Below are 24,787 nucleotides of genomic sequence, written 5' to 3' on the forward strand. Positions count from 1 at the left end.
ACAGCTTGAGGTAGTCATGGAAGGCAAACGAGTTGGGGTAATTGGTGGCGGACAATTAGCTTGGATGATGGCAGCAGAAGCCCCTAAGCTAGATATTAAATTAATCGTGCAAACTCCCAGCCAAAACGATCCAGCCGTTTCTAGGGCAGATGATGTAGTTTTTGCGGCTATTGATGATGGGGAAGGTACGTCTCGTTTGGCTTCCCATTGCGACATTATCACTTTTGAAAATGAGTTTGTCGATATGCAGCAATTATCTAAATTGAAGGATGAGGGTAAAGCCCGTTTTCATCCCTATCTAACTACTCTCGATCCTCTATTAGATAAATACGATCAGCGTAGCTATCTTAAGGAAATTGGCGTACCAGTACCAAAGTTTAGTATTGATTCCACTATAGAAGATATCGCTACTAATTATGGTTTTCCTGTGGTTTTAAAAGCTCGTCGTCACGGTTACGACGGACAGGGAACTTTTATTATTAAAAATGCTGAAGATTTAAAAGATTTGGCAACCAGAGTTCCCATTGCAGAATTATTAGTAGAAGAATTTATTCCTTTTGAACGAGAATTAGCTATTATTGCCGCCCGCAATGGTAGGGAAATTGCTGTGTATCCCGTAACCGAAACTAACCAAGAAAATCAAGTATGTACTTGGACGATTACTCCTGCAAATGTTACCGAAGAAGTAGCAAAAAAAGTTCAAGAAATTGCCCATATTATCTTAGAAAAATTAGATGTTATTGGGGTATTTGGAATAGAATTTTTCTTGACTAAAGACAATCGAGTTTTAGTCAACGAAATCGCTCCTCGCACCCATAATTCTGGTCACTATACTCTTGATGGGTGCGAAACTTCTCAATTTGCGATGCACCTCCAAGCAGTAACCAAAATGTCTTTAGGTTCGACTGCTTTAAAATCGGCTGGGGCATTAATGGTCAATTTATTAGGTTTTGAAACATCCGATGCCGATTACCAAGAAAAACGCAGTCGCATTCTAGAAATTCCTAATTCCTATCTCCATTGGTATGGTAAAACTTCTCGCCCTGGTAGAAAATTAGGTCACGTTACGGTAATACTCAACAAAACAGAATTAACCAAAGCGCGATCTATAATCGATCGCCTTGAATCTATTTGGTACGAAAGCTAATTAGAAAATATATCAAAATTAATTTATAGCTATCTAGATAATGGCAAAAAATAAATCTCTTCCTGGCAAAATAATTATTAAGACGGGTAAGTTTGTTTGGACGACAATGTGGCAAGTGATGATGTCTCAACTTGCCCCCCGTAACAAAACAGGAGCATATGTTCGTCCTGAAAGTCAATTTCGCAATTTTATCAATACAGAAACAGACAATCTCTATCAACCTGCTGCCAATCGTTATCGTTTGTATGTGGGTATGGGTTGTCCTTGGGCACATCGCACTCTAGTTACCAGAGCTTTAAAAGGCTTAGAAAATGCGATCGCCGTATCTACTGTTTATCCTGATTCCGATAGCGGAATGTGGGTTTTATCCGAGTCAGAATTAGGCTGTCAGACAGTACCAGAATTATATCAATTAGCTAAGTCTGACTATCAAGGTCGTTCTACCGTACCAATCCTTTGGGATGAGGAAAGTAATACTATTGTTAATAATGAAAGTGCCGAGATTATTGAAATCCTCAATTCTCAGTTTAATAATTATGCTCGTCATCCCGAACTAGATTTATACCCCGAAACCCTCAAAGAAAAAATTGACTTTTGGAACGATAAAATTTACCGTGCCGTCAATAATGGAGTTTATCGTTGCGGTTTCGCCCAAACCCAAGCAGCATACGACACAGCCATTGAAGAATTATTTACCACTCTCGACGAAATAGATCGAGTATTAACTACCAATCGCTATCTTTGTGGCGATCGCCTTACTCTGGCAGATATACGTCTATTTACGACTTTATTTCGCTTTGATATTGTATATTATGGCTTATTTAAGTGTAGTCGCCGTCGTATTCGCGATTACGATTGTTTGGGGGCTTATTTACGAGATTTATATCAATTACCAGGGGTTGCTGCCACCTGCGATCTCGAAAGCGTGAAGAGAGACTATTACGGCAACCTATTTCCTCTCAATCCAGGGGGCATAATTCCTACTAGTCCCGATCTTACCAATTTATTAGAACCTCATTATCGCGATCAACTCGCGACTAACCACTAAAAAACGATCGCCTATCTAAAAATAGAGCGATCGCATAATTAAATTACGATTATTTTATTTTTTACCAATATTACGAGCCATATTGCGGAACATATCCATACTAGTTCCTTGAGGGCGTTTTTTGGGTGTAGGGTTAACTGGTTTGTCGATCGCGCTATTGCTAGTATTTTGAACTGTTGGAATGCTAGGAGTACTAAAACTAGTATTGCTAGCAGTACTAAAATTGTTATTAAAATTATCTACAGTGCGATCGTCAGAAGAAGATACTTCTTTTTCAATAGCAAAACCGTTAGGATTTTTTAAAGTTTTGGGGAAAGTATGTCTTACGCGAACCGACTTTCTCATGTAATTTATGTTACCGAGAGTTTGAGCGTCATCGGGGCTGAGAAAGAAATCTTTATTTGCCATTTTCTTGATTTTTATTTAGTTTTAATCTAATTTTTGGGTTTTAAAGGTGAAATGACTATGGCTTTAAGATTTTTTAGGAACAATAACAAAATGCAATTATTGTTGTTGTAGCCATATTATTTTACTATTTCATGCTTTTATTGTATATATTTTTCTCACAAATAATTATTTTTAGTTCGAGTATTTTTCAAAACTCAATAAAAACTTAACAAAACTTTATAATTTTTCTATTTAATGTCTTTTAAATGATCCTCTAATGAGTACAATTACTTAACAGAATTATTCTTAAAAATACATTTAATTTTTCTCTTTCCTACTCGTTTTTTTTAATTGTTCTAAATTAAAAAGAGAAGAACTCTTTTCATCTGGAGATAGCCAATAATGTTTTTCCCTTGGTATAAAACCTGTTGTAGTCCTGACAATAATTTCACCGCAACTTGGAAAGAACGCAGATTAAATTTCCTCAAAGCTGTACGAGATGACTTAGAAACGCGACTGGCAGCCATTAACGCAGCTATTGAAACAATCGAACGACAAAATAGCCAAACCAACTCAGAAGACAGCTAATTACTACCTACTAAAACATCTGTAAAGGTTAGATAGTAAATAAGATTCTCTGTATAAATCCCCTCTAAATCTTTTCCTTGAGGAAGATAATGAGGGGAATATGCTGGCACATCAATAAATTCCTCGTACCAAATAAAGGATTATAGTCATTTTAATCATGAGGAAATTAATTGTAATGACTATAACTCCACCACAATGAGATAATAGTCTGGTTTTTGCCGAACTTGTCTCATTTATGGGTAATTTAAAAACTGCATCTCTTAAACGAAGAGATTTATTAAAATATTTATTAGTAACCATCGCTTCAAGTATCTTTCCCATTAGAAAAGTACGAGCCAGTAATTGGAGTTATCGAGGAGAGACAGGATCTTCATTTTGGGGTAAATTAGCTCCAGAATTTGCTTCTTGCGCTGTAGGCGAAGCACAATCACCAATAGATATCAACTCTTCCATGGCTGAGAATCTTAGCAGTCTGGAATTAGACTATCAAGATACCCTGTTAACTATTGTCAATAACGATCGCACTATTCGAGTCAACTATCCTCCAGGAAGCAGTCTTACTTTAGACGGTAAAAAATATGAATTATTGCAGTTTCATTTCCATCAACCAAGCGAACATTTAATTTCAGGAAAAACGTTTGCCATGGAGGCTCATTTTGTCCATCAAAATAAAATTACAGGAAACTTATTAGTTTTAGCTGTCTTGATGGCTGAAGGGGAAATCAATCAAACTTTAGATCGGGTTTGGAATAATATACCCGTTCGAGCTAACTACCAGCAAGAAGTTTCTAATTTAATTATTAATGCTGCTAATTTATTACCAAAAAAAAATCATCAATACTATCGCTATCAAGGATCGTTAACTACTCCTCCTTGTTCGGAAAATGTTACCTGGCTAGTATTAAAAGAACCAGTAAAAATATCTACCTTACAACGCGATCGCTTTTTAGAAATTATGGGTAATAATGCTAGACCTGTCCAAGCTTTAAATAATCGTCAAGTATTTTAAATTGAGAAGAGAATTTAACCGAGATTTATATTTAATTGGATTAATGGGAAGGACTATAACTCAGATGATTAATTACAGATTTTCCTCTAGCGATCGCACTTTTTAAGTCACGATAAATTCCTTCAAAATTATGCAATACATAATTCTGGTTGATAATACTGAGACGATATAAATTATCATGGCAATGACATACCATTAATATATATTCGCCGATACAAATAGTAGCTTGTACTTTCATTGATTCTAAAGCCAAATAAATATTTATATAGGTTATTTTTCCCCATTGACGGATTATTCTAACTTTGAAAATCAATTTTATCGGCTGAAATAGTTAAAAATATCTTTAAATACAATCCAAGTCAATCTCATCGATTGTTTTCTAGTTACCTCGATCGTGTTTTATTGTTACTTATCTAACCTCAGTTCGGGATAAGAGTATTAACTAGTTAGGGTAGCTATTAGTTTTTAGTCCTTAGTTTTTAGTAGACCTCTTGCACGAATAATTTCGTAAATGCTTAAATACTATTTAGAATGTACGATTTAGAGAATTAATACTAATCGCTGAAACTTTTAAATTTCGTATTCATGCAAGAAGTCTAGTCTTTAGTTCCTCATAATATGGAGTCAATTAGTCTACAAACACCGAGCAATTTCTACCTTGTTGTTTTGCTGCATATAAGCTGCGATCGGCATTTTCAATCAAACTGACAGCAGACATACTAGGAGTGGGAGTCATAGAACTTACGCCACAACTAATAGTTACTCGATCCGTTACGGTGGAAGTGCGATGGGTAATATTCAATTCTCGAACGGCATGGTTAATTCTCCTGGCTATTTCAATCCCCCCTTCCCGATGAGTACGGGGTAAAATGATGGCAAACTCTTCTCCACCATATCTAGCAGCAATATCTCGATCTCGACTAACAGTTTGAGCGATCGCCCGAGCTACTTTTTTTAAACATTCATCCCCCATTAGGTGTCCGTAAGTATCGTTATACTGTTTAAAATTATCTACATCGCACATTATTAAAGAAATTACGCCTCTTTCTTGGAGGGTTTTTTGCCACAATTTTTCTAAAGCTACATCAAAATAATAGCGATTATAAACTTGGGTTAAGTTATCTATATTTGCCAGACGATTGAGTCTCTGATTGTCTTGTTTGAGATTTTTGGTACTCTCTTCTACCCTTCTTTCCCAAAAAGATTCTAGAGTTTCTAAGTTGTAGGCAGAATTTTGGAGTTGGGAAGCCATCGAATCGATCGACTTGCTAATTACCACCAATTCTTTAATTTTCGGTTGTTCTTCAATAACTAATGGTTGTCCCTTAGAAATTGCTTTAGCAACATCAGCAATATGATTCACAGATTTAATAATTAACTGATTGGCGATCGCACCGAGAAATATAGCGGAAATTAGAGCCAAAGTACATAAAATTAAAGTTGTATAAGTATTACGACGAATGTGAGACATAAAATCAGCTTCGGGAATCACAGTCACGATTAGCCAATCTAAACCAGGATAGTCCCCCAAATCAGTTATTTGAACGAAATGACGCTGGCGATCGAAGTTAAAAATTAATTGTTGAGTAGATTTTGTATTGTCTAGGGATTTTAGCTTTGCTTGTAAAAAACTTGCGGTAGCGTAAATCAAAGGATCTAAACTTTCAGAATAGTGCAAGCGTTCGTTGCCCAAAGCATTTTTTTTGACTAAAGAATTTTTAGTGGAAGTGGCTACCATTGCTCCCGTTTTTTCAATGATAAAAACTCTTCCAGATTGACTAATTTTAAGACTATTGAGAAACTGACTGATAGCTTCTAAAGTCAGGTCAATCGCCATGACTCCTTTGATTTGATTGGTTTGACTATCTTTGAGGGGAATAGCAGGAGTAATGCCCAACACAGGGGGATCGGTAAATAAATAAATGGGCGACCAAACTAAATCTTGATGTTTGATAGCCGTTTTATACCAAGGTCTTTTCCGAGGATCGTATTTTTGGCTGGCTAATTTTTTAATAATATCTCCTGCTTGATTCAAACTATACATCTCCCAATCAGGTGCTGTTTCCTCATTGCGAATCATCAACTTAGGAGTATTACTGTTTTCGATTTCAATAAAATCTCCTGTTTGGCTGCCAAAAAAAATTGTATTTATTTCTGGATAAATTTGAGTCTGTTGCCAAAAAACATCTTTTAATTCTGCTAAATTATTGGTATCCAACTGCTGGAGATCGGTAAAAACTCGATTAATCTTCAGAAAGGTTGTAGGAATCTTGAGATAATCGGCAACGTGTTCTTGGGTATGAGCGGTTACTTCCCGACTCAGGCGCAAGGCGAGTTTTTCAACAGTTTGCCGACCATTTTTCCATGAGAAATAACCAGTTAAGCCAACTGCTACTAATACTTGAGATATGAGAGATAGGATTAGAATTTGGCGTAAAGATAAATTTTTAGCTGTTACACCTCTAGTCATATTTTATCAATCCCGTAATTTACTCTCACCTTATATGTATAGTACCGCGGTATTCAATAAACAAGAACAAAAATACTATTAAGAATTTATATTTGCTCGACCTAAAGAAAACCGAGATGTAAATTATCTTACACCTCGGTTATTGCTATTGACTATAGATAAAAACTCAGACAAAAAATAGTTCTTTCAGCCTAATTACTTAGGCAAACCACTCTTCAACTGCTTCTGCTTTAGTATTAGTGTTGCGAGAAGGTGTTTGACGCTCGAAATTCATGTGAATCGAACGAGTTTGTTCTCCGTCAACCGCTACTGCTTTGATAGGATAGTCGATGATACCATCTTGGAAAGACATTTGGAAGCGGAATGTACCATCGGGACTGAGTTCAATCTGGCGATCGCCAATTGTAACCGTCGCATCGGGTTCTGTTGCACCATAGACAATTAATTCTGCATCCGCAACCAACCAGAATTTACGGGGTTTAGCAGGAGTCATTTCGCTGGAAAAGCCTACGCCAGACATATTTTGACCAGATGCAGTAGGTACTGCCCACATTCCTACCCCAGATGGGAAGATATAAGAACTTACTGCTGCTTCGGGAGTTTGTTGCATCGAACCAAATAAAGATCCTGCTACGCGCATGGATTCAACAGATTTGGTCATGCCAAAGACTGCGTCATAAAGTCGATCGTCTCCAGTTACACCCATACCCATCGCCTGTTTCTTAGCAGGAGGTACTAGTTTGTAAAGAGTTTTGCCTTTAAGATCTTCGTTCCAATTAACCGTAATAAAAGCATCTTCAATCCAGTCGGAAGGGTATACAGGAGGAATACTCACAGATGCAGAACGAGCCAAAACTAACCAACGACCATCGGCACAACGATAACCAATATCAGCTACATAATCGCGATCGCTAACAGGAATTGGTAAATACCATTCTCTAGCCATTTCATCGCACAAGTATTCTTGAACGCTGTGGGGTGCTTGGCTGTTGAGATCGATATCTGTGGTGTCATAAATACGCAGTGCCAATTGTTGCCCCCCTTGACGGCGCAATTCTTCTTTATGGCTATTGGGAATATCCCAGTAAGCATAAGCCCATTGAGGATCGCGAGGCATTAAAACAATACGACTTTCACCGTAACCGTCAGGCAACTCTCCCAAATCTTCATCTACAGAAGCAAGGGTTTCTTTAAGGTTATCTTCTTGACCGACTTCATATTTTGTAGCTTTCACTTGTTCTTCCTCCTGAATAGCGGGTTGATTTTGCTCGAATCTTTCTTTTTCTTGTTCTGACTTCCGAACTGCTTCTTTGATGGAAGCAAGTAACTGCGCTTTGCGCATTCTGCTATAACGAGATATCTGATATTCGCTGGCAACTTTTCTCAGTTGCCTTAGAGTCATCTCTTCTAGTGGTGGACGTTCTTTTGCCATTAAATTACAGCCTCCGATTAACTAGACGGTGTTTAGCTGCTGGCAGCCATGTTTAAGACCGATGAAGAGGGACAAATCCCCAAAACTTCTCTAGTCTCTCAACCTTAATTTACGTCTACATTAATTTTTGTTTATCTAGGTTTTTTTATTGATATTGGTATTTTTATGAGTGCGTGGGAAAGGTCTTAACCACTTGACTAATTTATAGCAGGAAAATAGCTTGGGGATCGACATTAGCCAAGCTAAAATTCAGCCAAAAACGACTTTAATAGGGTTTGAGCGAGATGATGTCATGAAAACATAACATTTGTGAGAGTCACTGGAGATCGCTAACAAGTATTTATCACGGTTTAATGACAATCAAGCCTTGATACCCATTACTGCGATGGCGAAGCCGAGTCATTTAGGGCTACTTCTTAAGACTGTTGTCTGCTGACAAAATTAATGCGATCGCTCAATAAAGAAATAGTTTGATTCAACTGGCGATCTTTGCGGAGTTGTTTGGCAATTTTGTCGCAACTATAAATAACCGTAGTGTGATCTTTGCCGCCAAATTGTTCGCCAATGCGAGGTAGGCTGAGATCGGTATGCTGGCGCATTAGATACATAGCTATTTGTCGAGCGCGACTAATTTCTCTACGGCGAGAATTACTTTTTAACTCTTCAATCGAGATATTTAAAATTTCTACCACCACATCCATCACGATTTCGGGTGATGCGGTAATTTGCTCGATTTTAGGATTGAGTACCGCTGCTACGTTTTCTACCGTCATAGACAAGCCAGAAAGGGAAATATAAGCGATCGCTCTAATTAATGCTCCTTCTAACTCCCGAATATTAGAAGTATATTGAATGGCAATATATTCGATCGCTTCTTTAGGAAGACGTACGTTTTCATATTCGGCTTTTTTTTGTAAAATCGCCATGCGAGTTTCTAAATCGGGAACTTGCACGTCGGCAATCAAACCCATAGAAAAGCGCGAACTCAAACGCTCTTGTAGTTTGGGAATTTGATGGGGAGGGCGATCGCTGGCTAAGACAACTTGTTTCCCCGCTTCGTGGAGGGTGTTAAAGGTATGAAAAAATTCTTCTTGAGTATATTCTTTCCCCTCAATAAATTGAATATCATCTACTAACAAAATATCCGCAGTACGATAGTGTTCTCGAAAAGATTGAATATTATCGTTGCGAATGGCTGCAATCAAATCATTAGTAAACTGTTCTGTAGAAACATAAAACACCCGAGCATTTTGATTGATTTCTAAATGATAGTGACCGATCGCTTGCATTAAATGGGTTTTGCCCAATCCCACCCCACCGCAGAGAAATAGGGGATTAAAATCTCTACCAGGGGATTCCGCTACGGCGAGGGAAGCTGCGTGTACCATGCGATTGGTTGGCCCGACTACGAAGCGATAAAAAGTGTATTTGGGGTTTAATTGAATCGGCTTGAGATTGCTTCTGGATGTGGTTTGACATTCTTCTAAAAGAGAATTAGCGCGATCGCCAAAGAAAGGTAAATCTTCCCCTTGTTGAGACAGAAGCCGAATTTCTAAAGGCTTTCCTGTAATTTCTGCGATCGCATCGGTAATTATGGGTAAATAGTGCTTTTGTAAGTGATTCATAACAAAAGCATTAGGAACGAGTAAGGTCACACGATCGGAGTTGAGATTTTCAATAGTGGTATTTTGAATCCACGTCTCAAAGGTAGGACGACTCAAACGTTCTTTGAGGGTGATTAAAACTTGCTCCCATAATTGTTCCGCAGAAATTTCCACTCTGTTTGCCGATTTATAATTGGATAGTCAAGGGAAATCCCTTGTGGAATAGATTTGTTCTAAAATTCTATATGCGTTGTTGAAGATTTTATCAGTTGGGTTGAACTAAAATTTAAAAGACTAAAATCTTATCTCTCGCCAGATGAAACAAACTGCCAAAATTGCCCAAATAGGAGAATCAGTCCTGAGAAACAAAGCACAGCCGATTGTCAATCCTAGCGATCGCCAAATAAGCGAACTAATTGACACACTAATCCATACTGCGATCGCCTATAAAGGGGTGGGAATTGCTGCACCTCAGATCTCTAATTCTTGTCGGTTATTTATCGTAGCCTCCCATCCTAGCAGTCGCTATCCCCAAGCCCCTAAGATGCAGCCGACAGCGATGATTAATCCTCGTATTTTGAGCAGAAGTCCAGAAATGGTTAAAGATTGGGAAGGATGTTTGAGCGTGCCCAATGTGAGGGGTTTAGTACCGAGATCGCCCTTAATTGAAGTGGAATATACCACCAAAGAAGGAGAAATCAAACAACAGGTATTGAGAGATTTTGTCGCCCGTATTTTTCAACACGAACTAGATCATCTTGATGGCATAATCTTTACAGATCGGGTAGAAACGGAAGCAGATTTATATACAGAAGCTGAATACCAACAGATAATTAATGGACAACGGTCAATGTTAAACGATTAATGTTAAATGTTATTGGTGTAGATGTAGGCGGTAGTGCGATTAAGCTAGGAGTATTTCTCAGGGATGGTTCTTGTCTGAGGTCGATTTCATTACCAACTCCCCAGCCAGCCAACCCCAAACCTGTAGTTAAAGCGATCGCTAAAGGTATAAAACAGCTTCAACAGGATTATACTTGTCAGGCGATCGGTTTGGGTATACCAGGGCCAACGGACAAACAAAGACGTATTGCTAAAAAATCGATCAATCTTCCTGGCTGGGATGATGTTCCCGTAGCAGATTGGCTGGAAGCGGAAACCCAATTGCCCACTATCCTAGAAAATGATGCTAACTGTGCTGCTATGGGCGAAGCTTGGTTGGGTGCGGGGCGAAGATTTCAGAATTTTATTCTCTTAACTTTGGGTACAGGGGTAGGAGGAGGAATATTTATTAACGGTCAATTATTCACTGGTAGTTATGGTGCAGCAGGAGAATTAGGTTTAATCACGCTAAATTATACTGGTTTTCCCTGCCGTAGTGGCAATCAAGGTTCTTTAGAACAGTATGCTTCGATTAGTGCGATTTTACGAACTACTGGCAAACAACCTGCGGAAATGGGTGAACTAGCTAGTCTGGGAGATCTTGAGGCGATCGCTTTTTGGCAAGATTATGGTAAAACGCTAGGTGCGGGGCTTGCCAGTCTAATCTATGTATTAACACCTGAAGCAATAATTATTGGTGGTGGTATCAGTGCTAGCGCGCAGTTTTTCTTACCCAGTACCAAAGCCGAAATAGAAGGTCGAGTTGTATCCCCTTCTCGCATCAATTTAGAATTACTGCCAGCAGAATTGGGCAATCAAGCGGGAATGCTTGGAGCAGCGAAGTTAGTTTTCGATGCGCTTGGAGACAGGGAGACCTTACAAGGGTAGACTTTTTACATTTGACTGTTTTGGGTGATATTATCCCGCTTGACGGTTTACCCTCGAATGGGGGGACTGGGTGACTGGGTGACTGGGTGACTAAAAACTAAGAACTAAAAACTAAGAACTAAAAGCTGATAGCTAATAGCTAATAGCTAAAAACTACTAAACTAGAACGAATCTAATCCACATCAAGCGTTGAAATATAAATCGATATTCCTATTTCTTAACCACAATAATTCTTAACTAAGATTTCTCTTAGAAAGATCGTTTTTAAGAGCATAATCAGAATCGAAGAGAATTTGTTGCTGGGGTACGGGAATAGATACGCCTTCTTTATCTAGGGCGATTTTAATGCGACGGCGAAATTCTCTAGCGACATCCCATTGTTTGAGGGGTTCGGTTTTGATCCAGACGCGAATTATCACACCGCGATCGCTAAAAGCATCAACTCCCAAAATATTGGGGAATTCCCAAATTTGTTCTTGCCAATGAGGATCTTGAGTCATGACTTCTGCTACTTGATGGATAATTTCGATCGCGCGATCGAGATCTGATTGATATGCCACGGGAATACTAAGATCGGCTCTAGACCATTGACTGGAACGATTTGCCACGATTTCTACCGCACTATTGGGTACGGTGATTAATCTGCCTTCAGCATCTCTTAGTTGAGTAATACGCAGGTTGATATTTTCTACCATCCCGCTGACTTCGCCAATATCGACTATATCTCCTACTGCATAGCGATCGTCCCAAATAATAATAAAACCATTGATGGCATCTTTAATCAGGTTTTGGGAAGCTAAAGACAAACCCAAACCAAAAATCCCTGCACCAGCTAGAATCGGCGCGAGATTGACTCCATTAATCTGAAAAGCAACCAAAATTCCCGCGATCGACCACATCCCAGTAGCTATACTGCGTAAAATTCTGGCAGTAGTATTGATGCGTAGTTTCCCCCGTTGATTGACTTTAAAATCTACCGATTGTCTTCTGATGGCAGGGTAACTCAGTTTGGCGATCGCAAAATAGGTCAGACGAATTAACAGATAAGTTACCAAAGCCACTGCCAAGATGCGAAAGGGTACTGTAACCGCAGCAACCAGCAGAAAAGAAACTATTCTAGTTTGGGGAAATAAATTTAGGATGAATAAAATTCCCCCAGACCAAATAATTATTTGACTTAGTTGCAATAAACGATATCGAATTTCGGTTAAATTCCACTTTTGACGGCGGGCTAATTGTTCTGTTAGAGGAAGAGTTTTTAAAGAGGCACCAGGAGCGAGTTTTCTAGCTAATGCTCTTAGCTTTCTAATGGTTTGAGTTAAAGGCAAATTGCCCAAGCTAATTAAGGCGAGAATGCACAGTCCAATAATGATTTGCTTTCTTTGATATTGGGCGGAATGTTCTTCGATCGATGTTTCTAAACCTTGTTCGATAATTTCTTGTAACTGTTGCGCTCTAATGAATACTCCCACATCATTGGCTCTGGCATCGGGATTGGTAACGGTAAACAAACGTTCTTTTTTATTGCCAACGGTGAGATAAAGATCTTTCAGATTGCCATTATTTTGAATAGTTACTCGACCTCGATTTTTTTCGTTGGCTAAATATTTTGAGCTTACCTCATAAAATCGCTTTTGAATTTCAAAAATGCGATCGGTCAAAGCTGCGGAATCCGTGCCAGAAAGCTTAAATAAACAACGCCCATCCAGACGAATGCAAGCAGAATAGAGAGCATTTTTCTGTCCTGGGCGTAATAATCGCGAATATACCGTTAAATCTTGAATAAATGGTAGTTGTGCTGTAGCGGTCGGAGTAAACCCAAAGAAGACGAAAGCGATCGAGATAGATAAACTAACTAATAACTTTTTACTTCCAAACATAGTAATTTTTACAACACAGTAACTACTCAATTTGGTTTTAGTTTACCGAACTTGCTGTTGAGTTTGGGGTAAGACTCCTACCTTCACGGTAATATCTTGAGGTTTGCCATCTCTTCTGACTTTGATCACCACGTCGCTACCTACATCTACTTTAGCTACTTCTTTTTGGACTTGATTGGCTTTAGTAACTGGTTGTTGTGCAACTTCTAAAATTACATCTCCCGATTGTAATCCCGCTTGATTGGCAGGAGAATCGGGCATCACTCCCACAATAATGACTCCCCGATCCGTACCTAACTCTACCCCTTTTTGGCTTTTGATTTGTTCTCTCAATTCAGGGGTAATACCTGCCATCTGAATGCCTAAATAGGGATGGTCTACTTTCCCTTTAGCAATCAATTCCTCAGCAATATCTTTAGCGGTATTAACGGGAATAGCAAAACCCAATCCTTGGGCGTTTTGAATGATGGCAGTGTTGATTCCAATTACTTGACCGCGAGCGTTAAGCAAAGGTCCTCCAGAGTTACCAGGGTTGATTGCTGCATCGGTTTGAATAAAATTAACTCGTTTTTCCGCAATACCCACTTGCGCGCTCGATCTGCCAGTGGCACTGACGATGCCTGTAGTTACTGTATTATCCAATCCTAAAGGATTGCCGATCGCGATCGCCCATTCTCCAGGTTCTAATTGATCGGAGTCAGCAAAGGTAACTGCGGGTAGGTCTTCTGCTTCGATTTTAATCACTGCCACATCGGTCATCGAGTCCGAACCCATTACCTTGCCTTCGTAGGTGCGTCCGTCTTTGAGGGTGACAGTAACGCGATCGCTTTGATCGACTACATGAGCGTTAGTTAAAATCAAACCATCGGAGCTAACGACAAAACCAGAGCCAAAACCTCGTTGTACTCTTTCTTGGGGAATATTGGGAATCTGCGAGCCGAAAAACTGACGGAAAAATGGATCGTTAAAAATTGGCGAGTTATTGCTAATTACGGTGCGCGAAGCATCAATTCTTACAACAGAATTGCCTACTTTTTTGACTACATCGCTGACATAATTTCGAGGTAGAGCGATCGCACCTTCTTCAGGGTTAACTTGAGCGATTTTTTCCTCTTCTAGAGGTTCTTTAGCAAAGCTTTGAGGACTATTAATTAGATGATTACCACCTACAGCCAGTCCTCCTCCTAACAAGAGTAAAGATAGAGAAGTTGTTACTTTTTTTAATACTGTTGATTTGTTCATTAATACAGTTACCTCAGTAATTTCAGTCTTAGATGAAAAAGCAATTTTTACCTTGCCTAAATCTGGGGTGAGAAATTTGTTTATAAATTAAGTAATAGAAGCTAACAAGGGATTTGTGTAACTTGTTAATTTTTACTTTGATTTTATTTATTATAAAAATGGTATATGTCTTTTGCATGACAATCATTTGATTTTTCCATGAAATCTAGAACAAATCCATTGGTGACAACTTACCCTAAAGGGTACGGCGACCCAGAAGGGTATGTTTTGTTTGTCAAACGCTTTTAGGTAAAAATAATAGGTAATAGGTAATATGAGAACTAATAGCTGCTGCTGCGATCGCATCTACCAATTTGGGGGCGATTAATTTTAACCACAAACCCAATTTTCTTTTAAAAGTCAACACTAATTCTCGTTGGCGTTGTTCCATGGCACGGTAGATTAAATCTACCTATAATTCTAAAGACATGGCTTTTTCTAGTTCTCGATCTAGAGTAGTTACGATTGCCTTTCCTTCAATTTTCCTTGCCTTTTGACTAGTTAACGATGCCCTCGACGGTGACGTTGTGCCATCAATTCTGCCATTTGCGAGCGTTGTTCGGGAGTCAATAATTCTCGAATTTCCAATAAGTCTTCCCAGCGATTTTGACCGATTTGTTGGCGGATGGCTTGTAATTGTTGTTGCTGTTGTTGTATTTGTTGGGAATCTGCTTCGCTTGCCCACAAAGACTGTAATTCTTGTTTGAGGGTAGGAATTTGCTGATATAAAGCTTCATTTTCAGCTTGCGATCGCTCTTGAATTTCTCTAACCTCTTGGGCTTGTTCGGCAGTGAGATCTAACTCTTGGATTAGTTTTTCCATTCGATTACCTCTATTTCGTTTGAAGTCGCCAGGATTTTGGGCTAGTTGGATTGTAGTTGGAATTTGAGTATTATCTTGCGTTCTAATTTCGGCTGCATATGAATTTAACGGTAAAGCTAATAATATGGCTGAAATTGCGATTAAACTAAGTTTATTCATTTGTTTGACCTTCCTCAAAATTAAATTCAATTGATTCCATCGTAAGAATTAAGCAGCTACACCCGCCTCGATCTAAACTCCCAAATTCATCTGGTACTTTAGGACTATGTTTTATAACCTATAACCTATAACCTTTAACCTACGAACAAATAACTTAACTCGTTCAAATTTAACCTTGTACGACTATATGAGATGGCACAAACACTCTTTTCCCTTACTTTTATATTTAGAGTGGGTATTATTAGCAATTGTATTTTTGACTGGTTTAAACTGGATTGCTCCCCATCCCCATTCCCACCGTTTTGTTTGGTTAAATGCTATGGGAATTGGCAGCGCGATCGCTCTAGGAATTATGGGTTTGGCACTGCCTGCAAGTAGATCTTGGCGATATTTTTATACTGCAATCGGGTTTTTGCTTAGTTGGTCTGTAGTCTTGTTTTTAGCCAGAGGGGAACGGGCTTTTCCCGCTTTACTGCTAATAGTTACAATTCGAGGCTGCTTGTTATTTTCTCTCCCTGGGAGAATTGCGATCGCCATTGTCGCTTTTAATTCGTTTTTGGCGGTGCAAATCATGTCTTGGACGAGATTTAGTTTGTTTAACCTTCCTGTCGGCAGACCTTTACCCCCCGTTTTTCGGCGTTTACCACCTAGCGAGTTTCGACAGGTATTGTTTAGTATTACTGTTACTTCTGCTTTATTGTTTGCTCTCGTTTTAACATTCGTTATTCTGGCAGTCAGTGCCTTAATCGCCGAAAGGGAAAGTAAAGCCAGATTGGTTAAAGCCAATCAACGTTTGCAAGAATATGCCCTTCAGGTAGCAGATCGGGCAACTTTAGCCGAAAGAAACCGAATTGCCCGCGAAATTCACGATTCTGTCGGTCACTATCTTACCGCCCAAAGCATTCAGTTAGAAAATACTGCTTTGTTTTTAGAACGAGATCGCGCCAAAGCGTCAACGTATTTAGCAAAAGCCAGACAGTTAAGCAAAGATGCTTTATTAGATATTCGTAAATCGGTAGCAGCCTTGAGAAGTGATTCTTTACCAACGAGATCGCTTATCCATAGTTTGCAACAGGCGATCGCTGATTTTGAATCAAATACGAACATAGAGATCGCACAAAAACTAGACTCTTCCATTGAAGCAACTCCAGAAATAAACTTTGCCCTCTATCGGGTTTTACAAGAAGCACTTACTAATATCGCCAAACACAGTCAAGCCAGCATGGTCGAAATTATTTTGCAAGCTACCGATACTAAAATTGAATTAACCATCAAAGATAATGGCTGTGGTTTCAATCCCAGTCAAAATACTACTGGTTTTGGCATTCAAGGGATGCACGAACGCATTACTGCCTTGAATGGAGAGCTATCAATCGTCAGTCACCGCGATCGAGGTAGCATAATTAAAATCGAGGTAAATGTTCAATGATCAATGATCGATGATTCGCTTGTTATTGGTAGACGATCAAAGTATTGTCCGAGAAGGATTGGCGAGCTTATTGCAAGTTCAACCAGACTTGGAAATTGTAGGGCAAGCAGAAAACGGTCAGATTGCCGTCGAACTGGCGATCGCATCTCAGCCAGATGTGATTTTAATGGATTTGCGAATGCCTGTTGTGGATGGAGTTGCAGCGATTGAAATTTTAAGCCACGAAGCACCAAAAATTAAAATTTTAGTCTTGACTACTTTTGATGATGATGAATTAGTCGTTAAAGCTATGGGTGCTGGTGCTAAAGGATATTTACTCAAAGATACCCCTTCTCAGGAATTAGCCGATGGTATTAGAGCGGTATATCGCGGCTATACTCAACTAGCACCAGGACTATTTGATAAAGCGATCGCAGGATTGAAACAGCCCCATTTAGACCGACAAATTCAAGCTAAAATAGACTGTCTCACCGAAAGAGAACGGCAAGTCTTAAAATTAATTGCTTCTGGATACAGCAACCAAGAAATTGCTACGGAACTTCATATCGCAGAACGCACTGTTAAAAATCACGTCAATAGTATTCTGCGTTCTTTAGATTTGCGCGATCGCACTCAAGCTGCCATTTTTGCTAATAAATATTTACGCTATTAGCTATTAGCAAAAAACTAACGGCTAATAGCCAGTTTAATCAAACTCCGCCTCGCTTATCGCGACTTTGACGACGACGATCGCGCCATTTAACTACCGATAGATACGATACACTTATACTAAGTAGTCCTAACAAACCGAGCGCCACTAGAAATAAAGTGTTTAATAGTTCGTTTGTTTCCACGATTTAGAATCCGTTTCGACCCCAGACAACCATTGCGATCGACCAAGTGAATAAAGCCAAGATAGTAACCCAGCCTAATGTCAAAATATCCATGTCAGTATTTTTGTTTTGAAATATATATTTAATTTGGCAACTATAAACCCTATCATACTTCTTAAGGGATCTTTTGTGGTGTAAATTGTGCCTAGTTTAGTTACAGAAAGAATAGAATCAGTTAAATCGGGAATAGTTGGTGCGGGAGCTTTTGCGATCGCCGAATTAGTCTTTTTTTTGCTGCGGGCTATAGTAGTTAGCAGTATGCCTCAATGGGATTTAACTCCTATATTATTGGATTGGGAATTACTAATTAAGTTGGCTATTGGCGCGGTTAGCGGTTTTTTGTTTGGAGTTACCTATCGCTATATTATTCGCGACGATCGCAATTCCCATCTCAATGATGGTGCGGTTTTAGCTTTTGGATTAGTTAGGGGTTTGGCAGCGATCGAAATTGATTTATCAACAAATTTGCCATTGTTGGAGTCAATCTTGATTTTTTGCTCGATTATACAAAGTATTGTTGATTTTGCGCTCGCTCGTTTGGTTCTCGATCTGGCAATTCAACAAAAGTTTATTAAACCCTTTGTTTAAATTTAATATTGACAAACTTCTTGCATGATTTCAATTGCAGAAATAGTTACTGGTTGTTCCTCAAGGCACAATTCTTCTAATTCTTGACTTAATTCTTCTAATTCTTGATTTACTTCGACTATTTCCTGAGTAATTTCCATAGCGGATTCGTTATCTAATTCTTCAGTCAGATCGTTCAATCCTTCTTGGGAAATATCCAAGCATTTTCCATTTACCCGTAGATAGGTGTCATAGGAACAAACATTTTCTAAACTCGCTGAATAATTAGCAAATATAGGTAAGCACAAAGCGACTAACGGTAAAGTTATCCTAATTTGATTGCGTTTTTCTTTGCAAGCCATATCATCAACCTCATTCGACACTTTTTTGTAGTTGCCTACTTTTAAAACTGTGGTCGATCGTCGGTGATTTTGCTTTAATTTCGATCGCTTTTTAATTGTGATATTGAATATACCTAATCAGATTGTACTACTTGTTTAAATGCTTTATTGAGTTCTGGCGATCGCTGTAAAATATTTGCCAGACGACGTAATAGATGACTATAAATTCCCGTTTCGGAAATAGCTTCAGATAAAAATCTATCCCAGTTGAGATTTTGAGTGCAGATTTGATACATGGCTAGCCTTACCAAATAAGGATGTCCTCCCACCTCTTCCATTAACCTGTCGAGATCGGACTCGTTCCAGTCTAGTTGATACAAATTAGCTAAAGTTGCCACTGCGTCGCGATCGAATTCTTCTAATAGTACTGGCACTCCTGCATTAAAAGGAGACTGATTGATGTCCAGTGGCACATATATTTCGGTTGAATGTGCTAAAACTAACTTTAGCTTCGACCAGCAATTGTAAGTTTTGCCTTTTTCATGCCAACTACGTAATAGTCCCAAAAAATCTTCTACTGTCTCCTGATATGAAAACAGGCGATCGACATTATCCAAAGCCAAAACAATATCTCGATCTACCTCTGCCAAAATATATTTATTAAAGTAAAAGGTACAGTTATCGTTACTGCCCAAAATATCGGTATCCCAATAATCATCAACTTTATTAGCAAGTTTCAACTGATGGGAAACCATAACGCACAGCCATCGCAATAGCTTATCCAAATCCTGTAAGATAGTATGTTCGATCGCGTCAAAATCTAGATATATAGTTTTTTGTCCCTGAAAGATTCCCTGTTCTAAAATACGATTGACCAGGGAAGTTTTACCCATCCATTTTGCTCCTTTAATCCGAATCAGAGAACCAGGTCTAGTGATGGTTTCATAGCAGATAGACTCAATCGGCGTGCGCTGGAGATAAAAAGGAGAACTCAACGCTACCGATCCTTCAGGGAAAACTAAGTTTCTGTGGTCAGTAGATTGGGTTTGTTGGGTTTGATATTCAGTTAAAATAGCTTCAGCACGATTTTTCCATGTTCTTTGCAAAGCAGCTTTAAAGTTTCTCTTGGATACTTTTTCTTCTAATGCTGTCGAAAGATTGCACCAAAGTTTACCCCCAACATCTTTACTTAAATAATTAGTGGTATAACCTTCCGCTTCCGCAATTTGTTCGTAGGTGCGATTATTCCAAGCACCCCGTAAAATAATAATCTCCACATCGCTAAGATGTTTGCCAGTATGCTTGAAAATCAAATTATCTGCTGTTTGTCTGGCTATCTTCCAAGTAAAGTCCAAATCCAGAGTCATCACCTGCATCTTTAAAACCACCCGCTTGTAAATCTTGCGTTAATAGTAAAAGTTTGGATAACCAAAAACATCTGAAAAATGTCTGTAATTATACCCAGACTAAATTAGTAAGCAGTTGTGATACTTTTGTGACTGATTGAGTATAATTCTCTATGACTAAAGTGAGAGATAGCAATAAATTCGTAGTCTGCTAAAGCTGAATCTATTTTGCCTAAATCCTGACAAAATATTACTGGGGATTCGATTCTATTTGTCTCATTACCGTCCAAGCAGAATAACTTACCCCTGCTGTCCCTTCTCCTGGGTGAGTGGAGTCTCCTACCAACCACAGATGCTTGATGGGGGTACGATTGGCAAAACCAAAAGGGCCAAAAGTAGCAATACGCTGTCCTAAGCCTCCAACAATGCCCTTATCTCTAGCTGTATAACGTTCAAAAGTTCTAGGGGTAGCTGCTTCAGCATAAATGAGATTGTCGCCACTAAAATCGAAATACTCTCCCAAACGAGCGATCGCTTCATCGGTATATTGTTGTTTGATGGTAGTATATTTTTCTTTATCTCCTGTCCGCCACAGATCCACATCGGTAAAAGAAGAAGCAATTACTGTTGCTTGTCCTTCGGGGGCGCGTCCGTCTCCAGGTTTGCTTACAGATACGAATAGGGAATTATTTTCGCCGATTACTTCTTCAGCATTGTATAAAAATTGTAGATGAGGAGAACAGTTTTCAGGAATAGCTGCTCTTTTGACTCCTAAATATACAACAAACGCTCCCGATGGTTGGGGAAGTTTATCGACTCGCCGTTGATAATTGTTGAGAGTTTTATCTTTAGTGAGTTTAACTAAATTCTGGGCAGTGACGTTGGCGACTACTTCTTCGGCTGCTGCTTGGCGAGTTTGTCCTGTTTTTTGATTGCGGACGGTAACTCCCGTGACTTTACCTGATGCAGTGTGAATAGCTTCTACAGTATGGCGCATCAATAACTTACCGCCATATTTTTCTAAACCTGCCACCAAGCGATCGCTCAAAGTCTGCATACTTCCTTGTAAATGGAATAATCCTTGGGGTGCTTGGGAAACTGCTAACGCCGTTGCTGCATAGAGTAAAGCTGTCTCGTCTGCCCCGACTTGGGAATAGAGTTTTAATTGCAGATCTAAAAAAGTTTTTAGTCGTTTATCTTCATATAAACCATATAACTTCAAAGCATCGCTAACGGTCATCAAAGTAAAAGGTACTGTAATTAAAGTATCGGGACGCACTGCCGAAACCAACTGCCAAATATCCCAAAGATTGCGGGGAGGAAGTACGGGGTTTCTTCCCTGAAAACGCCAACTAGCCTCAAATAAACGATTTAATAAATTCCAAAATGGTTCGCTACCAGGAAATTGTCGTTGTCTTTCTTCGCGCCATCGATCGACATCCCGCCAGACATTAATCGGTTCGGTTTCTCCTGGCAGAAATACCGCACAGGCAGGATCGCAAAAACTAGCCTCAGGTGGTTCGATTTCCAATTCCTGAAAAATACGATGATGGATACCTCCAGGCTCTAAACCTGCTACCTGAGTCGCCCCCACGTCAAATGTAAAACCCCGCCGTTTGAAAGTAGAAGCACATCCCCCTGGTACGATTGCCCCATCAAAAATCGTTACTTGATAACCTTGTTTTGCCAGTAATGCCCCTGCGGTCAAGCCACCAATGCCAGCACCAACTACAATTACGCGAGATTTTTGTTGATTATTTAGAGCGATCGCCATTAAGCTAATTTAATTTATATTTCTTAACATATATTTTTATTTTAGACATTTCCGTGACAAATAAGAAGCAAAAAAAAAGACGCTAATGCCAAGCGTCTCAAGTAAATTCAGTAGATATTTAAGTAATTTTAGTTATAAAAAAATCTGTTTATTTGAGAACTCCAGCCAAAATATTCTTGACTTGTTCGCCACCTTTGCTTTGAGTAAAAGATAGAATGATGGGAATAAATTTACTAGCCATCCCTGGATTCAAACCCAGCTGGCTAAAACCACCAGCCAATGCAGCCATGTTAGCTAGTTGACCGCCACTACCTCCACCAAGAGCACCAGCTAATCCGCCGATTGCACCAGCCATTCCTTTGCCACCCGCAGGGGCTTCGCCGATCAAACCGCTGATTCCAGGTATTGCACTGGCAACCTGAGCAAATTCTCCATCGCCTAATTGTTCTTTTGCCATTTTAAAAATTAGTCCCGCACCACCTTTGGCTTGGTTTTCGTCTACTCCTAAACCTTGAGTTAATTGTTGAATCAGTTCCATAAGTTCGTGTTTAAATTAAGCATTTAAACTTATAATGCCAAAAAAACCAAGATTTTTAAAGAAAGAAATACTTAAAACTGTTTTTTGGGTCATACTGATGATATTTTTGCAGAAAATACGAAGTTATTTTTAAATTTAGATAAAGAACCCTTAACCTTATCAGAAATTTTTCTTCTGTTTCGTTAGTATCTAATTTGAAATTACAAGCAACCTTTGTCTGAATTAAAAAATCAATTTTATAATCTACGATAAGGAGAAATTATGAAAGTTAAATATTTAGGAACGTTATTTGCAGCTTCTGTTTTAAGTTTGGGCTTGGTAACTTCTTGTGCGAATCCCTGCGCTGGAGAACCCACAACTGGCGGAGATGCAACCGAAGTAGATCCTTGTGCTGGTGTAAGTCCTTGTGCTGGTGCAGATCCCTGTGCTGGTGTGAACCCCTGTGCTGGTGCAGATCCTTGTGCTGGGGCAAATCCTTGTGCTGGTCAATAACAGTCAATAGATTTTATACAATCGTTTCAACCCCGTTTTTTAATCAAAGCGGGGTTATTTTGTGATGATAATTTTTTCTAGATATCTTTACGAGGCAAATTCTGTTTTAACCTTAATAAAGTAACTTTCGAGATCGAGCGGGAATTTAGAGACTATATGGTAACTAGAAGAGTTGCAGATATTTTAAAAAACGGTCAACCCGATGAATTAGCGACTATTAAAGGTTGGGTTCGTACCAAAAGAGAATTAAAAGGATTTTCTTTTATTGAAGTTAATGATGGTTCGTCTTTGGCAGGTTTACAAGCTGTTCTAGATGCCGACTTACCAGACTATGAAAATGTACTCAAACAATTAAGTACTGGTGCATCGGTAGAAATTACAGGGAAACTGGTGGAGTCTCCAGGAAAAGGACAAAAGATCGAAATGAAAGGGGAATCGGTGACCGTTTATGGTACTGCCGATCCTGAAACCTATCCTTTGCAGAAAAAACGCCATTCTTTTGAATTTTTGCGTACTATTAGTCACTTGCGATCGCGTACTAACACTTTAGGGGCGGTTTTTCGGGTGCGGAATGCTTGCGCTACAGCCATTCATCAGTTTTTCCAAGAAAAGGGCTTTTTATGGATACACAGTCCGATTATTACCGCTAGCGACTGCGAAGGGGCGGGGGAACTATTCACCGTTACTAATTTAGACCTAAACAATCTACCTACCAACGATAAAGGACAAGTAGACTATAGCCAAGACTTTTTCGGCAGACAAGCATACCTTACTGTTAGCGGACAATTACAAGCGGAAGTGATGGCAATGGCGTTTCAAAACGTCTATACTTTTGGCCCTACTTTTCGCGCGGAAAATTCTAATACTTCCCGCCACTTGGCAGAATTTTGGATGGTCGAACCAGAAATGGCATTTTGCGACTTGGAAGGCGACCAAAATCTAGCGGAAGAATTTTTGAAATATATTTTTCAATACGTTTTAGATAACTGCGCCGATGACCTAGAACTATTTAACAAATGGGTAGATAAAGAACTACTCGCCAGGGCAGATAATATTATTAACAATGAATTTGAACGCATTACCTACACCGAAGCCGTTAATTTACTAGAAAAAGCCCAGAAAAAATTTGAGTATCCCGTTGAATGGGGCATCGATCTGCAATCGGAACACGAACGCTATCTAGCAGAAGATCTATTGAAAAAACCCGTCATAGTTACCAACTACCCCAAAGAAATTAAAGCCTTTTATATGCGCTTGGATGAAGGAGAAAAAACCGTTTCCGCAATGGATGTCTTAGCCCCTGGTATTGGGGAAATTATCGGCGGATCGCAACGGGAAGAAAGACTCGATGTTTTGGAAAGACGCATCCAAGAAATGAATATCGAAGCTGATGATATCTGGTGGTATTTAGATTTGCGTCGTTATGGCACTGTACCCCATGCTGGTTTTGGCTTGGGTTTTGAACGACTAGTGCAGTTTATGACAGGAATGAAAAATATCCGCGATGTTATTCCTTTCCCTCGTACTCCTCTAAGTGCTGATTTTTAAAGGGCTTTGCCCTTGAAGGCAATCCTAAAGGATTAATGGCGCGTCAAGACAGAAGTTCGATAGTGTGGGCAATGCCCACGCTGTTGGCTAACACCCAAACTGCAAATACCTTACTGTTCGGTTAACTAAAGTTATCGGTGAGAAAGGGGGTAGGGTAATTCGAGCATTAGTTGCGGCGAACAGCAACGCCTTACTTTGCGAGGCAAAACCGTTGCGGAGGTTCCCTCCGTTGAGGTTATTGCCGAGGGCGCGCCTAACGGCGATATTATGCCCTTGTGGTACG

Annotated in this window: 26 protein-coding genes; 11 read left to right on the plus strand and 15 right to left on the minus strand. The window is 39.4% G+C overall.

The genetic code is table 11. From position 1 onward, the window contains the following. A partial coding sequence (locus AC33VI_RS10805) for a 5-(carboxyamino)imidazole ribonucleotide synthase (protein ID WP_491782270.1) occupies positions 1–1,147 on the plus strand: 1,147 nt, incomplete at its 5' end. A gap of 40 nt (positions 1,148–1,187) precedes the next feature. Next, the gene (locus AC33VI_RS10810; RefSeq protein WP_491782271.1) at positions 1,188–2,195 is read left to right on the plus strand and encodes a glutathione S-transferase family protein; all 1,008 of its coding nucleotides are present in this window, start codon (positions 1,188–1,190) and stop codon (positions 2,193–2,195) included. A gap of 54 nt (positions 2,196–2,249) precedes the next feature. Here the strand turns inward: AC33VI_RS10810 and AC33VI_RS10815 are convergent, their stop codons facing one another. After that, positions 2,250–2,603 carry a hypothetical protein gene (locus tag AC33VI_RS10815; RefSeq protein ID WP_491782272.1) on the minus strand — a complete coding sequence of 118 codons (354 nt, stop codon included), beginning with the start codon at positions 2,601–2,603 and terminating at the stop codon, positions 2,250–2,252. 381 nt (positions 2,604–2,984) lie between these two features. Between AC33VI_RS10815 and AC33VI_RS10820 the strand changes: the two genes are divergently transcribed. Together AC33VI_RS10820 and AC33VI_RS10825 are read left to right on the plus strand one after the other, a co-directional pair. Then, entirely contained in the window at positions 2,985–3,170 is a 186-nt protein-coding gene (locus tag AC33VI_RS10820) for a hypothetical protein (protein ID WP_491782273.1), read from the plus strand. Positions 3,171–3,405: 235 nt separating this feature from the next. Beyond that, positions 3,406–4,179 carry a carbonic anhydrase gene (locus AC33VI_RS10825; protein WP_491782274.1) on the plus strand — a complete coding sequence of 258 codons (774 nt, stop codon included), beginning with the start codon at positions 3,406–3,408 and terminating at the stop codon, positions 4,177–4,179. Positions 4,180–4,219: 40 nt separating this feature from the next. On the opposite strand, the gene AC33VI_RS10830 is transcribed toward AC33VI_RS10825, so the two are convergent. From AC33VI_RS10830 to dnaA, 4 genes are all read right to left on the minus strand, one after another. Next, on the minus strand, positions 4,220–4,417 hold the full coding sequence (locus AC33VI_RS10830; protein WP_491782275.1) for a hypothetical protein: 198 nt from the start codon (positions 4,415–4,417) through the stop codon (positions 4,220–4,222). A 390-nt stretch (positions 4,418–4,807) separates the two neighbouring features. Further along, on the minus strand, positions 4,808–6,649 hold the full coding sequence (locus AC33VI_RS10835) for a sensor domain-containing diguanylate cyclase (protein ID WP_491782276.1): 1,842 nt from the start codon (positions 6,647–6,649) through the stop codon (positions 4,808–4,810). A gap of 199 nt (positions 6,650–6,848) precedes the next feature. Further along, positions 6,849–8,081 carry a DUF4912 domain-containing protein gene (locus AC33VI_RS10840; RefSeq protein WP_491782277.1) on the minus strand — a complete coding sequence of 411 codons (1,233 nt, stop codon included), beginning with the start codon at positions 8,079–8,081 and terminating at the stop codon, positions 6,849–6,851. A gap of 416 nt (positions 8,082–8,497) precedes the next feature. Further along, a complete protein-coding gene (dnaA, locus tag AC33VI_RS10845) occupies positions 8,498–9,859 on the minus strand; it encodes a chromosomal replication initiator protein DnaA (protein WP_491782278.1) in 1,362 nt (453 codons plus the stop codon). 142 nt (positions 9,860–10,001) lie between these two features. Here dnaA and def point away from each other — a divergent pair, with 142 nt between their 5' ends. Together def and AC33VI_RS10855 are read left to right on the plus strand one after the other, a co-directional pair. Next, positions 10,002–10,550: a peptide deformylase gene (gene def / locus AC33VI_RS10850; protein ID WP_491782279.1), complete on the plus strand. Its 549-nt coding sequence runs from the start codon at positions 10,002–10,004 to the stop codon at positions 10,548–10,550. After that, on the plus strand, positions 10,550–11,455 hold the full coding sequence (locus tag AC33VI_RS10855; RefSeq protein ID WP_491782280.1) for an ROK family protein: 906 nt from the start codon (positions 10,550–10,552) through the stop codon (positions 11,453–11,455). Before def ends, AC33VI_RS10855 begins: the two co-directional genes overlap by 1 nt. Before the next feature lie 233 nt (positions 11,456–11,688). On the opposite strand, the gene AC33VI_RS10860 is transcribed toward AC33VI_RS10855, so the two are convergent. From AC33VI_RS10860 to AC33VI_RS10875, 4 genes are all read right to left on the minus strand, one after another. Next, positions 11,689–13,335: a mechanosensitive ion channel family protein gene (locus tag AC33VI_RS10860; protein WP_491782281.1), complete on the minus strand. Its 1,647-nt coding sequence runs from the start codon at positions 13,333–13,335 to the stop codon at positions 11,689–11,691. A 42-nt stretch (positions 13,336–13,377) separates the two neighbouring features. Continuing rightward, positions 13,378–14,577, minus strand: a complete 1,200-nt coding sequence (locus AC33VI_RS10865; protein WP_491782282.1) for an HhoA/HhoB/HtrA family serine endopeptidase — start codon at positions 14,575–14,577, stop codon at positions 13,378–13,380. Between the two features lie 274 nt (positions 14,578–14,851). Beyond that, the gene (locus AC33VI_RS10870) at positions 14,852–15,007 is read right to left on the minus strand and encodes a hypothetical protein (RefSeq protein ID WP_491782283.1); all 156 of its coding nucleotides are present in this window, start codon (positions 15,005–15,007) and stop codon (positions 14,852–14,854) included. 110 nt (positions 15,008–15,117) lie between these two features. Further along, positions 15,118–15,597 (minus strand): Spy/CpxP family protein refolding chaperone, encoded by a 480-nt coding sequence (locus AC33VI_RS10875; protein WP_491782284.1) that lies wholly within the window; start codon positions 15,595–15,597, stop codon positions 15,118–15,120. A 175-nt stretch (positions 15,598–15,772) separates the two neighbouring features. Between AC33VI_RS10875 and AC33VI_RS10880 the strand changes: the two genes are divergently transcribed. Together AC33VI_RS10880 and AC33VI_RS10885 are read left to right on the plus strand one after the other, a co-directional pair. Further along, a complete protein-coding gene (locus tag AC33VI_RS10880; RefSeq protein ID WP_491782285.1) occupies positions 15,773–17,026 on the plus strand; it encodes a sensor histidine kinase in 1,254 nt (417 codons plus the stop codon). A gap of 10 nt (positions 17,027–17,036) precedes the next feature. After that, positions 17,037–17,678 (plus strand): response regulator, encoded by a 642-nt coding sequence (locus tag AC33VI_RS10885; RefSeq protein ID WP_491782286.1) that lies wholly within the window; start codon positions 17,037–17,039, stop codon positions 17,676–17,678. A 37-nt stretch (positions 17,679–17,715) separates the two neighbouring features. Here the strand turns inward: AC33VI_RS10885 and AC33VI_RS10890 are convergent, their stop codons facing one another. Together AC33VI_RS10890 and petN are read right to left on the minus strand one after the other, a co-directional pair. Next, entirely contained in the window at positions 17,716–17,859 is a 144-nt protein-coding gene (locus AC33VI_RS10890; RefSeq protein WP_491782287.1) for a hypothetical protein, read from the minus strand. A 3-nt stretch (positions 17,860–17,862) separates the two neighbouring features. After that, positions 17,863–17,952, minus strand: coding sequence for a cytochrome b6-f complex subunit PetN (gene petN / locus AC33VI_RS10895; protein ID WP_229640413.1), 90 nt, complete (start codon positions 17,950–17,952; stop codon positions 17,863–17,865). An 87-nt stretch (positions 17,953–18,039) separates the two neighbouring features. Here petN and AC33VI_RS10900 point away from each other — a divergent pair, with 87 nt between their 5' ends. Then, the gene (locus AC33VI_RS10900; RefSeq protein ID WP_491782288.1) at positions 18,040–18,486 is read left to right on the plus strand and encodes a hypothetical protein; all 447 of its coding nucleotides are present in this window, start codon (positions 18,040–18,042) and stop codon (positions 18,484–18,486) included. A 2-nt stretch (positions 18,487–18,488) separates the two neighbouring features. Here the strand turns inward: AC33VI_RS10900 and AC33VI_RS10905 are convergent, their stop codons facing one another. The 4 genes from AC33VI_RS10905 to AC33VI_RS10920 all read right to left on the minus strand — a co-directional run bounded on the left by AC33VI_RS10905 (position 18,489) and on the right by AC33VI_RS10920 (position 22,464). Next, positions 18,489–18,827: a hypothetical protein gene (locus tag AC33VI_RS10905; protein WP_491782289.1), complete on the minus strand. Its 339-nt coding sequence runs from the start codon at positions 18,825–18,827 to the stop codon at positions 18,489–18,491. 113 nt (positions 18,828–18,940) lie between these two features. After that, positions 18,941–20,194: an AAA-like domain-containing protein gene (locus AC33VI_RS10910; RefSeq protein WP_491782290.1), complete on the minus strand. Its 1,254-nt coding sequence runs from the start codon at positions 20,192–20,194 to the stop codon at positions 18,941–18,943. 208 nt (positions 20,195–20,402) lie between these two features. Next, entirely contained in the window at positions 20,403–21,926 is a 1,524-nt protein-coding gene (gene crtD, locus AC33VI_RS10915) for a C-3',4' desaturase CrtD (protein ID WP_491782291.1), read from the minus strand. 148 nt (positions 21,927–22,074) lie between these two features. Further along, positions 22,075–22,464: a DUF2780 domain-containing protein gene (locus AC33VI_RS10920; protein WP_491782292.1), complete on the minus strand. Its 390-nt coding sequence runs from the start codon at positions 22,462–22,464 to the stop codon at positions 22,075–22,077. A 261-nt stretch (positions 22,465–22,725) separates the two neighbouring features. Between AC33VI_RS10920 and AC33VI_RS10925 the strand changes: the two genes are divergently transcribed. Then, entirely contained in the window at positions 22,726–22,956 is a 231-nt protein-coding gene (locus tag AC33VI_RS10925; protein WP_491782293.1) for a hypothetical protein, read from the plus strand. Between the two features lie 156 nt (positions 22,957–23,112). Then, on the plus strand, positions 23,113–24,504 hold the full coding sequence (gene asnS / locus AC33VI_RS10930; RefSeq protein ID WP_491782294.1) for an asparagine--tRNA ligase: 1,392 nt from the start codon (positions 23,113–23,115) through the stop codon (positions 24,502–24,504). The last annotated feature ends 283 nt before the right edge of the window (positions 24,505–24,787 follow it).

This window comes from Waterburya sp., from assembly GCF_058530065.1.

What these genes read in the sequence shown, in the direction of transcription:
- AC33VI_RS10815 (WP_491782272.1), bottom strand. Translation starts at nt 2,603, where the DNA reads ATGGCAAATAAAGATTTCTTTCTCAGCCCCGATGACGCTCAAACTCTC.
- AC33VI_RS10870 (WP_491782283.1), bottom strand. Translation starts at nt 15,007, where the DNA reads ATGGAACAACGCCAACGAGAATTAGTGTTGACTTTTAAAAGAAAATTG.
- AC33VI_RS10825 (WP_491782274.1), top strand. Translation starts at nt 3,406, where the DNA reads ATGGGTAATTTAAAAACTGCATCTCTTAAACGAAGAGATTTATTAAAA.
- AC33VI_RS10855 (WP_491782280.1), top strand. Translation starts at nt 10,550, where the DNA reads ATGTTAAATGTTATTGGTGTAGATGTAGGCGGTAGTGCGATTAAGCTA.
- AC33VI_RS10905 (WP_491782289.1), bottom strand. Translation starts at nt 18,827, where the DNA reads ATGGCTTGCAAAGAAAAACGCAATCAAATTAGGATAACTTTACCGTTA.
- AC33VI_RS10820 (WP_491782273.1), top strand. Translation starts at nt 2,985, where the DNA reads ATGTTTTTCCCTTGGTATAAAACCTGTTGTAGTCCTGACAATAATTTC.
- AC33VI_RS10875 (WP_491782284.1), bottom strand. Translation starts at nt 15,597, where the DNA reads ATGAATAAACTTAGTTTAATCGCAATTTCAGCCATATTATTAGCTTTA.
- AC33VI_RS10865 (WP_491782282.1), bottom strand. Translation starts at nt 14,577, where the DNA reads ATGAACAAATCAACAGTATTAAAAAAAGTAACAACTTCTCTATCTTTA.
- AC33VI_RS10920 (WP_491782292.1), bottom strand. Translation starts at nt 22,464, where the DNA reads ATGGAACTGATTCAACAATTAACTCAAGGTTTAGGAGTAGACGAAAAC.
- AC33VI_RS10835 (WP_491782276.1), bottom strand. Translation starts at nt 6,649, where the DNA reads ATGACTAGAGGTGTAACAGCTAAAAATTTATCTTTACGCCAAATTCTA.
- AC33VI_RS10810 (WP_491782271.1), top strand. Translation starts at nt 1,188, where the DNA reads ATGGCAAAAAATAAATCTCTTCCTGGCAAAATAATTATTAAGACGGGT.
- asnS (WP_491782294.1), top strand. Translation starts at nt 23,113, where the DNA reads ATGGTAACTAGAAGAGTTGCAGATATTTTAAAAAACGGTCAACCCGAT.
- AC33VI_RS10860 (WP_491782281.1), bottom strand. Translation starts at nt 13,335, where the DNA reads ATGTTTGGAAGTAAAAAGTTATTAGTTAGTTTATCTATCTCGATCGCT.
- AC33VI_RS10885 (WP_491782286.1), top strand. Translation starts at nt 17,037, where the DNA reads ATGATTCGCTTGTTATTGGTAGACGATCAAAGTATTGTCCGAGAAGGA.
- AC33VI_RS10925 (WP_491782293.1), top strand. Translation starts at nt 22,726, where the DNA reads ATGAAAGTTAAATATTTAGGAACGTTATTTGCAGCTTCTGTTTTAAGT.
- petN (WP_229640413.1), bottom strand. Translation starts at nt 17,952, where the DNA reads ATGGATATTTTGACATTAGGCTGGGTTACTATCTTGGCTTTATTCACT.
- def (WP_491782279.1), top strand. Translation starts at nt 10,002, where the DNA reads ATGAAACAAACTGCCAAAATTGCCCAAATAGGAGAATCAGTCCTGAGA.
- crtD (WP_491782291.1), bottom strand. Translation starts at nt 21,926, where the DNA reads ATGGCGATCGCTCTAAATAATCAACAAAAATCTCGCGTAATTGTAGTT.
- AC33VI_RS10840 (WP_491782277.1), bottom strand. Translation starts at nt 8,081, where the DNA reads ATGGCAAAAGAACGTCCACCACTAGAAGAGATGACTCTAAGGCAACTG.
- AC33VI_RS10830 (WP_491782275.1), bottom strand. Translation starts at nt 4,417, where the DNA reads ATGAAAGTACAAGCTACTATTTGTATCGGCGAATATATATTAATGGTA.